9 protein-coding genes are annotated in these 7,995 nt (G+C 75.8%); 5 read left to right on the top strand and 4 right to left on the bottom strand.

Going from position 1 to position 7,995, the window contains the following annotated elements; translation table 11 throughout:
- Positions 1-88 precede the first annotated feature (88 nt).
- A complete protein-coding gene (locus ABTY20_RS34225) occupies positions 89-253 on the bottom strand; it encodes a hypothetical protein (RefSeq protein ID WP_352001046.1) in 165 nt (54 codons plus the stop codon).
- A 97-nt stretch (positions 254-350) separates the two neighbouring features.
- Between ABTY20_RS34225 and ABTY20_RS34220 the strand changes: the two genes are divergently transcribed.
- The 3 genes from ABTY20_RS34220 to ABTY20_RS34210 all read left to right on the top strand — a co-directional run bounded on the left by ABTY20_RS34220 (position 351) and on the right by ABTY20_RS34210 (position 2,850).
- Positions 351-1,694: a helix-turn-helix domain-containing protein gene (locus ABTY20_RS34220; protein WP_352001045.1), complete on the top strand. Its 1,344-nt coding sequence runs from the start codon at positions 351-353 to the stop codon at positions 1,692-1,694.
- A gap of 67 nt (positions 1,695-1,761) precedes the next feature.
- On the top strand, positions 1,762-2,517 hold the full coding sequence (locus tag ABTY20_RS34215) for a GAF and ANTAR domain-containing protein (RefSeq protein WP_502991953.1): 756 nt from the start codon (positions 1,762-1,764) through the stop codon (positions 2,515-2,517).
- A gap of 57 nt (positions 2,518-2,574) precedes the next feature.
- On the top strand, positions 2,575-2,850 hold the full coding sequence (locus tag ABTY20_RS34210; RefSeq protein WP_352001044.1) for a hypothetical protein: 276 nt from the start codon (positions 2,575-2,577) through the stop codon (positions 2,848-2,850).
- 19 nt (positions 2,851-2,869) lie between these two features.
- Here ABTY20_RS34210 and ABTY20_RS34205 read toward each other — a convergent pair whose 3' ends face one another.
- Positions 2,870-3,730: a helix-turn-helix transcriptional regulator gene (locus ABTY20_RS34205; RefSeq protein WP_352001043.1), complete on the bottom strand. Its 861-nt coding sequence runs from the start codon at positions 3,728-3,730 to the stop codon at positions 2,870-2,872.
- Between the two features lie 141 nt (positions 3,731-3,871).
- On the opposite strand from ABTY20_RS34205, the gene ABTY20_RS34200 reads away from it, so the two are divergent.
- Positions 3,872-4,081, top strand: a complete 210-nt coding sequence (locus ABTY20_RS34200; RefSeq protein ID WP_352001042.1) for a 4-oxalocrotonate tautomerase family protein — start codon at positions 3,872-3,874, stop codon at positions 4,079-4,081.
- Positions 4,082-4,107: 26 nt separating this feature from the next.
- Here the strand turns inward: ABTY20_RS34200 and ABTY20_RS34195 are convergent, their stop codons facing one another.
- The gene (locus ABTY20_RS34195; RefSeq protein WP_352001041.1) at positions 4,108-4,920 is read right to left on the bottom strand and encodes a hypothetical protein; all 813 of its coding nucleotides are present in this window, start codon (positions 4,918-4,920) and stop codon (positions 4,108-4,110) included.
- Positions 4,921-5,255: 335 nt separating this feature from the next.
- Between ABTY20_RS34195 and ABTY20_RS34190 the strand changes: the two genes are divergently transcribed.
- The gene (locus ABTY20_RS34190; protein WP_352001040.1) at positions 5,256-6,959 is read left to right on the top strand and encodes a glycoside hydrolase family 13 protein; all 1,704 of its coding nucleotides are present in this window, start codon (positions 5,256-5,258) and stop codon (positions 6,957-6,959) included.
- Between the two features lie 387 nt (positions 6,960-7,346).
- On the opposite strand, the gene ABTY20_RS34185 is transcribed toward ABTY20_RS34190, so the two are convergent.
- On the bottom strand, positions 7,347-7,718 hold the full coding sequence (locus tag ABTY20_RS34185; RefSeq protein ID WP_352001039.1) for a DUF6479 family protein: 372 nt from the start codon (positions 7,716-7,718) through the stop codon (positions 7,347-7,349).
- Positions 7,719-7,995 lie beyond the last annotated feature (277 nt).

The raw sequence follows: 7,995 nt of genomic DNA, 5'->3' as shown, positions 1-7,995 counted from the left end.
TCCGCCTTGCATCTGCACGCACCAAGCCCCGCTCGGGTCGGCCACGACGCACCGTCGGTCGCGGCCGACCTGATCCAAACGAGAGGCCCTAGCGGACCGCCGCCTCCACCGGTGTCGTGGTCCGCCGGTCCGGCTCGGGGCCGGTGGCCTCGGCCGGACCCGTGTTGGCCGCCAGGACCAGCGCCGCGACCGCGGTGACGGCCGCGGCGAAGCCACGGGCGTAACGCTCGGTGGCGCGTAGGCGTTCCAGCACGGCGACCTCCCGACAGCGATGGGTTAAGCACGTTTAATACGCGGTTTAACCTAGGCGCTGTCGGACGGGAACGGCAAGGTCCGCTGGGGGAGTTGGCATGGGGGAGCGGGACGAACCGGCGGCCATCGGGCGGCGGGTGCAGCGGTTGCGGGTGGAACGCGGGCTGACCCAGCGGCAGCTGGCCGAGCCGGTGTACACGCCCGCGTACGTCTCCACGCTGGAGGCGGGCCGGGTGCGCCCCTCCGACGACGCGTTACGGCACCTCGCCGGCCGCCTCGGAGTCGCGTTCGACGAACTGGCCACCGGGCGCCCGGCCCGGCTGGTGACCGAGCTGCGCCTGCGGCTGACCGGGGCGCAGCGCACGCTCGCCGTCGGCGAGACGGAGACCGCGGTGGAGCAGTACGCCGGGCTGCTCGCCGAGGCGGAGGCGCACGGACTGGTCGAGGAGCAGGCCGCCGCGCTGCTCGGGCTCGGGGAGTGCGCGCTGGAGGCCGGCGAGCCGGCCGGGGGCCGCGGCTACTTCGAGCGGGCCGAGGCCCGGCTCGCCGAGGCGCCGCTGCCCGCCCGGGTGCCGGCGCTGCGCGGGCGGGCCGTCGCGCACTACCTCGCGGGCGAACTGCGGTACGCGGTCTACCTCCTCGAGTCCACGATCGACGAGCTGAACCGGGGCGGGCTGCACGACCCGGACGCCCTTCTGCTGCTCTACGCCAGCGCGATCGGCCCGTACATGGACATGGGCGCGCACGCGCGGGCCGCGCAGGCGGCGGAGCTCGCGCTGGCGCTCGCGCCGCAGTCCGGCGACCCGGCGCTGGTGGCGCGCATGCACCGGTCGGTGGCCCGCACCCTGCTCGCCGAGGGCCGCCTCGCCGAGGCGGACGCCTCGCTGGCCAGGGCGGCGGAGCTGTACCGGGGGCTGCAGCTCCGCACCGAGCTGGCCAACTGCCACTGGATGCGCGGCTACGTGTACGCGCAGAACGGCGAACTGGAGCGCGCCGAGCAGGAGATGCGCGAGGCGCTGGAGATGCTGTCGGCGAAGCGGGCGTCCCTCTACAGCAGCCAGGTGACCGTCGAACTGGCCGACGTACTGCGCCGGCGCGGCCGGCCCCGGGAGGCGGCGGCCCTGCTGGAGGAGGTGCTCGGCGGGCTCTCCCCCGAACGGGGCGCGGTGCACGCGGCGGCCGCGCACCGGCTGCTCGGCCTCATCGCCGAGGACGCCCGGCAGGCGGAGCGGGCCGAGGAGCACTACGTCCGCGCGCTGAGCCTGCTGGAACGCGCGGGCGCCGCCGGCGACCTGGCCGACCTGTGCCGCCTCCTCGGCGACCTCCTCCGCCGCACCGGCCGGGTCGAGGCCGCCCTGGACGCCTACCGCACCGGCCTGGGCCACCGCACGGCCCCGGGCACGACCACCCTGGGGCCGGCGCCGGCCCCGCCCCCGTTCTGACCGTTTCGGGGCGGGACGGGTCGGGTAGTCGGGGCTCGTTTCCGAGGACGAGCGGCCGGAGGAGGCGGTGGGCGTGCGGCCCAGGGACCACCCCGGGGGCGAGCCGGACGACGCCGGCGGCCACGGGGACGAACGGGTGATGGGCGCGATCGCCGCGAGGCTGCGGGACGCCGGCCCGGCCGCCGTGCCGGGGCGGCTGTGCGCGGTGGCCGTCGAGCTGCTGCCGGTGGACGGCGCGAGCGTGTCGCTGCGCGGTGACGGCGTGCTGCCGGTACAGCTCGCCGCCTCCGGTCCGCGCGCCGCGCGCCTCGCCCAGCTCCAGGCCACCCTGGGCGACGGCCCCTGCCGGCACGTCCTGGAGATCGGCGCGCCGGTCCTCGCCCACGACCTGGCCGCGGCCGGCTGCGCGGACCGCTGGCCCGTCTTCGCCCAGCAGGCGCTCGGCGCCGGTGTGCGCGCCGTGTACGCGCTCCCCCTGGGCAGCGGCGCCGTCTGCATCGGCACCCTCGACCTCTACCGCGGCACCCCCGGCGGGCTCACCGACGGCGAGCTGCGGGTGGCCCGACTCGTCGCCGGCGTCATGACGGCGGCGCTGACGGACCTGCCGTACGGCCTCCCGGTCGGCGACGAACCCTGGCTCAGCGGACTGGCCGCCGACCACGACCGCGTCCACCAGGCCGTCGGCATGATCATGGCCCAGCTGGGCGTCGGCGCCGACGAGGCCCTGGCCCGGCTGCGGGCCGACGCCTTCGCCCACGGCCGCACGGCCCTGGAGGTGGCAATGGACGTCGTGGCCCACCGCAGGCGCTTCGAGGCTCCGTGAGCGTGTCCGCGCGCGTCGCCCCGCCGGCCGGCCCCGCGCTCCCTACGCTGGGCGACCATGGACATAGCCATCCTCTTCCTCACCTCCGTCGTGATCCTCGGCATCCTGACGATCCAGGGCCGCCTCTCCCGCAACGAGCGCCGCGTCGCCCGCGTCGAGCGCAAACTCGACCTGGTGCTCGGGCACCTGGACCTCCACGAGGAGATCCCGGGGCGGGACGAGATCCTCGCGCTGGTGCGCGAGGGCAAGAAGATCCAGGCGATCAAGCTGTACCGGGAGACCACGGGCGCGGACCTGGTCGAGGCGAAGCAGGCGGTGGACCGCCTGGGCTGAACCGCCGGCCCTACGGCCCTCAGCGGACCGCCTCGGGGAAGTCCTGGGTGCCGATGACCGACAGGAGACGGAACAGCTCGGCGCTGTCGGTGCCGACCGCCGGGGTGAACCAGAGGAGCCGCTGCCGGCCGTCCTCGCTGAACAGGTTGAGGCAGTCGACCTCGAGCACGCCGAGGGCGGGGTGGACGATGCGCTTGCGGTCGTCCCGGCGGAACGCCACGTCGTGTTCGGCCCACAGCGCGGCGAACTCGGCGGAGCCGTCGAGCAGCGCACCGATCAGCGAGCGCGCCTCCGCGTCCTTCGCGTCCCGCCGGGCGGCGGCCGCGCGCAGGTCGGCGACGAAGGCGCGGGACTGGACCGCGTGATCGGCCCGCGGATACAGCCGCCGGGTGTCGGGTTCGGTGAACCACCGGTGGACGAAGCTGGCCCGGGCGCCCCGGAAGCCGGAGTGGTCCCCGAGCAGCGCCACCGCGAGCGGGTTCTGCACGAGGGTGACGTGCAGGTCGGTGACGACCTGCGCCGGTGTCGACGTCAGCCGGGTGAGCAGGTCGAGCATCCCGGGGTGCACGTGCGAGGCGGCTCCGCCCTGCACCGGCACCGGGCGGTTCGCCAGGTGGTGGAGGTGGTCGCGCTCGTCGGCGGTCAGGCGCAGTGCTCTGGCCAGCGCGGCGAGCATCTGCTCCGACGGCTGGGAGCCGGCTCCGCGCTCCAGCTCGTTGTAGTAGTCCACCGACGCCCCGGCGAGCTGCGCGACCTCGTCACGGCGCAGCCCGGGCACCCGGCGCCGGGGCCCGGCGGGGAGTCCGACGTCGGCCGGGCGGATCCGTTCCCGCCGTGACCGCAGGAAGGCGCCCAGTTCGCTGTGTCTCACAGAACCCATGCCCCCATGTTCCGTCGGACCGGGCGGCCGGCACAGGGGACGGCATCCCCTGGTTCCGCCGTCGGGCGGCGTGCACCGTGGAGGACGTCGCCCGGCGTTCCACGAGCGCCTCACCCCCGGATCACACAGGGAGCAACAGCCGTGCCCTTCGCCAACTTCAAGGTTCCCGCGGGAACCCTCACCGCCGAGGACAAGAAGAAGATCGTCGAACGCACCACCGATCTGTACGCGGAGATCTACGGCGAGCGGGCCCGGCCCACCACCGTCGTCCTGGTCGACGAGGTCGTCGACGGGGGCTGGGGCGTGGCCGGTGACGTCCTGACCGCCGCCCTGCTCTCCGGCGACGCCTGACCTCCCGCCGCAGAGGGGCCCGGCCGTCAGACCCGTACCCGCGCCTGCCGGCCGACGTCCGCCAGGCGGTCCGCGCCGAGCCGGGCCATCGCCCGGGTGACCTCGGGGAGGACCGCGCCGGGGCCGCCGTTGGTGAGGGTGATCGCGTCCTCGCCGACGCGGACCGCCGCGAGGTGCACGGTGAGGCGGGACGGTGTCCCGCCGGACTCCTCACCGGTCAGCGTCACGCGCAGCCCCGCCCGCGCGTCACCGGCCCCGGGGAGCGGGAGTTCCGCCACCTCCACGAGCAGGCCGTCGCCCCGGACGGTGGTCGCCTCGAACCGCTCGCACTCCTTCGGCAGCGTCTTCGCCCAGGCCAGGACGTCGTCCACGTCGGCGGGCGGGTGCGCGGCCACCTGGTAGCGCAGCTGGGATTCCTCGGAGACGTCGTCGAGCGTGACCGTGGCGCTCGGTCCGGCCGGCCGGCCGAACGGCTCCTCCGTGTAGAGGACGTCGAGCAGCCGGAGGCAGTCGGGGTTCTGCGCCCTCGCCTTGAGCATCCCGTCCCGCCAGGTCGCCGCGCCCCGGCCCGCCGTCCACGGCTCCCCCAGGTCCGCCTCCGTGATCAGCGCCGCCCGCAGCTGTCCCTCGCTCAGCGCCGGCGGGCCGGGGGAGGGCTGCTCGGCGGCGGGCGAGGCGGAGGACGTGGGGGCGGAGGCGGGCGGGGGCTCGGGCACGCCCGCCGGCAGGGCGCGGGGCACCTCCCGGTCGCCGGCCACGCACGCCGCCGCGGTCAGCAGGGCCGCCGCCGACAGCACGACGGCGAGGAGGACGCGGGAGGCGGCCGGGGCATGGGTCATCGGGGTGCCTCCTGGGGGCCGGGCCGTCCACGGACGGACGTGTTCCCACGGCACCACCCGGCCGCCCGCCGCACCAGCGCGGCGGTCCGTCCGGGTGAGCGGCCCGCGCGGGGGAACCGGCCTCCCCGGCCGGAACGCTTCGGCCCGTGCCGCACCCGCCCGAGGGCCCGAACGCGCCGGGGGAGGGCCGGTCACCGGCTCGATTGCGGCAAACGGGGGTGAAAGTGCCGTATGGCACATCCATCGGGAATGGCTCCACACTGACGGTGCGTTCGCTTTTACGGTGGTCCGGACAGATTCTCCGCCGGTACCCGCACGCACCCAGAGGAGACCGCGTGACCGACCGCACCGCCCCGCCCGACGCCCGGCCGCCGCACCCCGTCCCCGACGCCACGCCCGACCTCTCCTCCCGGGACCCCGACTGGTGGCGTCAGGCCGTCGTCTACCAGGTCTACCCCCGCAGCTTCGCCGACGCCGACGGCGACGGGCTCGGCGACCTGCGCGGCGTCACCCGGCGCCTCACCCACCTCGCCGCGCTGGGCGTCGACGCCCTGTGGCTGAGCCCCTTCTACCCCTCCGAGCTCGCCGACGGCGGCTACGACGTCGCCGACCCGCGCGACGTCGACCCCCGCCTCGGCACCCTGGACGACTTCGACGCGCTGGTCGCCGAGGCCCACCGGCTCGGCCTGAAGGTGATCGTCGACATCGTCCCCAACCACACCTCCCACCGGCACGTCTGGTTCCAGGAGGCGCTGCGTGCCGGGCCCGGCTCCCCGGCCCGCGACCGCTACGTCTTCCGCGACGGCAAGGGGGAGCGCGGCGAGCTGCCGCCCACCGACTGGCAGTCCGTGTTCGGCGGCAGCGCCTGGCAGCGGGTCCCGGACGGGCAGTGGTACCTGCACCTGTTCGCCGCCGAGCAGCCCGACCTCAACTGGGGGCACCAGGAGGTCCGCGACGACGTCCGCACCACCCTGCGGTTCTGGGCCGACCGGGGCGTGGACGGCTTCCGGATCGACGTGGCGCACGCCCTCACCAAGGACCTCGACGAGCCGCTGCGCGACCTCGGCGACCACGCCGCGGGCGGTGAGGAGGCCCTCGTCGACTTCCCGCCCGGCACCCACCCCTTCTACGACCGGGACGAGGTGCACGAGGTCTACCGCGACTGGCGCAAGATCTTCGACGCCTACTCCCCGCCCCGGATGGCCGTCGCCGAGGCCTGGGTCCCCGGCGAACGGCGCGCCCTGTACGCCCGCCCGGACGAACTGGGCCAGGCCTTCAACTTCGAGTACCTGCAGGCCGCGTGGGACGCGCAGGAGCTGCGGCAGGTCATCACCGGCTCGCTGGACACCGCGCGCGCCGCCGGCGCCTCGGCGACCTGGGTGCTCTCCAACCACGACGTCGTCCGGCACGCCTCCCGCCTGATGCTGCCGCCGGACACGGACGAGAACGCCTGGCTGCTGTCCGGCGGCCGCGCCCCCGCCGTCGACCCGGACGCCGGACTGCGCCGGGCCCGCGCCGCCACCCTGCTGATGCTGGCGCTCCCCGGATCGGCCTACCTCTACCAGGGCGAGGAGCTCGGCCTGCCCGAGGTCGCCGACCTGCCCACCGAGGTCCTCCAGGACCCGATCTGGGAACAGACGGGGCACGTCCGCAAGGGCCGCGACGGCTGCCGGGTGCCGCTGCCGTGGACGACGACCGGACCCTCGTACGGCTTCGGGGCGGCCGGCGCCTGGCTGCCGCAGCCGCCGTCCTTCGCCGCGTACGCCGTCGAGGCGCAGGACGGGGCCGAGGACTCGACCCTGGAGCTGTACCGCAGGGCCCTGCGCCTGCGCCGCAAGCTGATCGACGGCGAGACGCTGACCTGGGCGGAGGAGACCCCGGAGGGGGTCCTGCAGTTCGACCGCGGCGACGGCTGGCGCTGTGTGGCCAACCTGTCCGCCGGCCCGGTCTCCCTCCCGGCGGGCGAGGTCCTGCTGGCCAGCGCGCCCCTGGAGGACGGCCGCCTCGGCCCGGACACCACGGTGTGGCTCGGCCACTGACCCGGACCGCACCGCGGGCCGCCCGTACGGCCGTCCAGCACGGGCGGCCGTACGGGCGCCCCGGCAGAATCGGCTCCGGGGTGTCCGCGACAGCCGCACAGGGAGCCCGCCGACGGCGAACAGGTCCGGCAGGGCGGCGGCCGCGCTGACGGCGGCCGGGATCCTCGCGGGCGCGTGGCCGGCGGGCGGATCACCCTCTTCGACCGGGACGGCCACGAGGTGTGCGCCGGCACCGCCGGGGCCGACGGCCGCTGGAGCCTGCGCCCCCGGGTCCGCCCTCCCGGCCGGCCCCGGCCGGCTCCAGGCCACCGCGGCCCCGAACGGCGTGAGCGCGTCGAGCGAGCAGCTCCAGGTCACCGTGGAGGACGCCGCCCCGGCCCGGTGACGTCACACGTGCCCGGGGCCCCCGCTGCCGAAGGCGCCGCTGGATCCGGGCAGCCAGCGCTTGCGGTTCTGGTCCTTGCCCGTCCTGGTGGCGGCGTGATGGAGCTCGTAGGGCATGAGCCGCGAGCCGGTCCTCCTCATGTCCGGCATCTCGTCCGGCTCCCGTATCTCCCGCATCTCGCGGACGGCGCCGCCGGCCGGCAGCCTCGGCTGGTCCTCCGCGGTGGGGCGCGGCTCCTCCTGGTCCATGTACCGCATGCCGACACGTACGGCCCAGACCAGCGCGCCGGCCACGATCAGTCCACCGATGAACGCCGCGAGGACAGCCCACCTGTGCTGGTCAGCGGCCAGAACTACATACATTGCCGTGTTCATGTTTCCGAGTATGGCCGAAGGTATGGGATAAAGCGCCCGGAATGTCCGCCTTGAATGTCCGGTCTTGTCACGCTCATGGCCGCCCCGGCGGGCGACACCCCCCGGGGCGTGGCAGATTGCGGCCGGAGGGAAGGCCGGGACGGGCCGTCGCGTCCCCACGTGTGCAGCTCGGGGCCCGGCCCCGGCCTTCCCGCCCCCTGCCCGGCCGGCGGCGCGGTGGAGCCCCGCGCGAGGGGGCTCGTGCGCCGGGTGCGAGGCCGGCCCGTCCCGGCGGCGG

This window comes from Streptomyces sp. NPDC126497, from assembly GCF_040302425.1.
In the GTDB taxonomy this organism is placed as follows: domain Bacteria; phylum Actinomycetota; class Actinomycetes; order Streptomycetales; family Streptomycetaceae; genus Streptomyces.
Note: the sequence above shows the minus strand (reverse complement) of the source record. Positions and strands in the feature narration are given on the sequence as shown.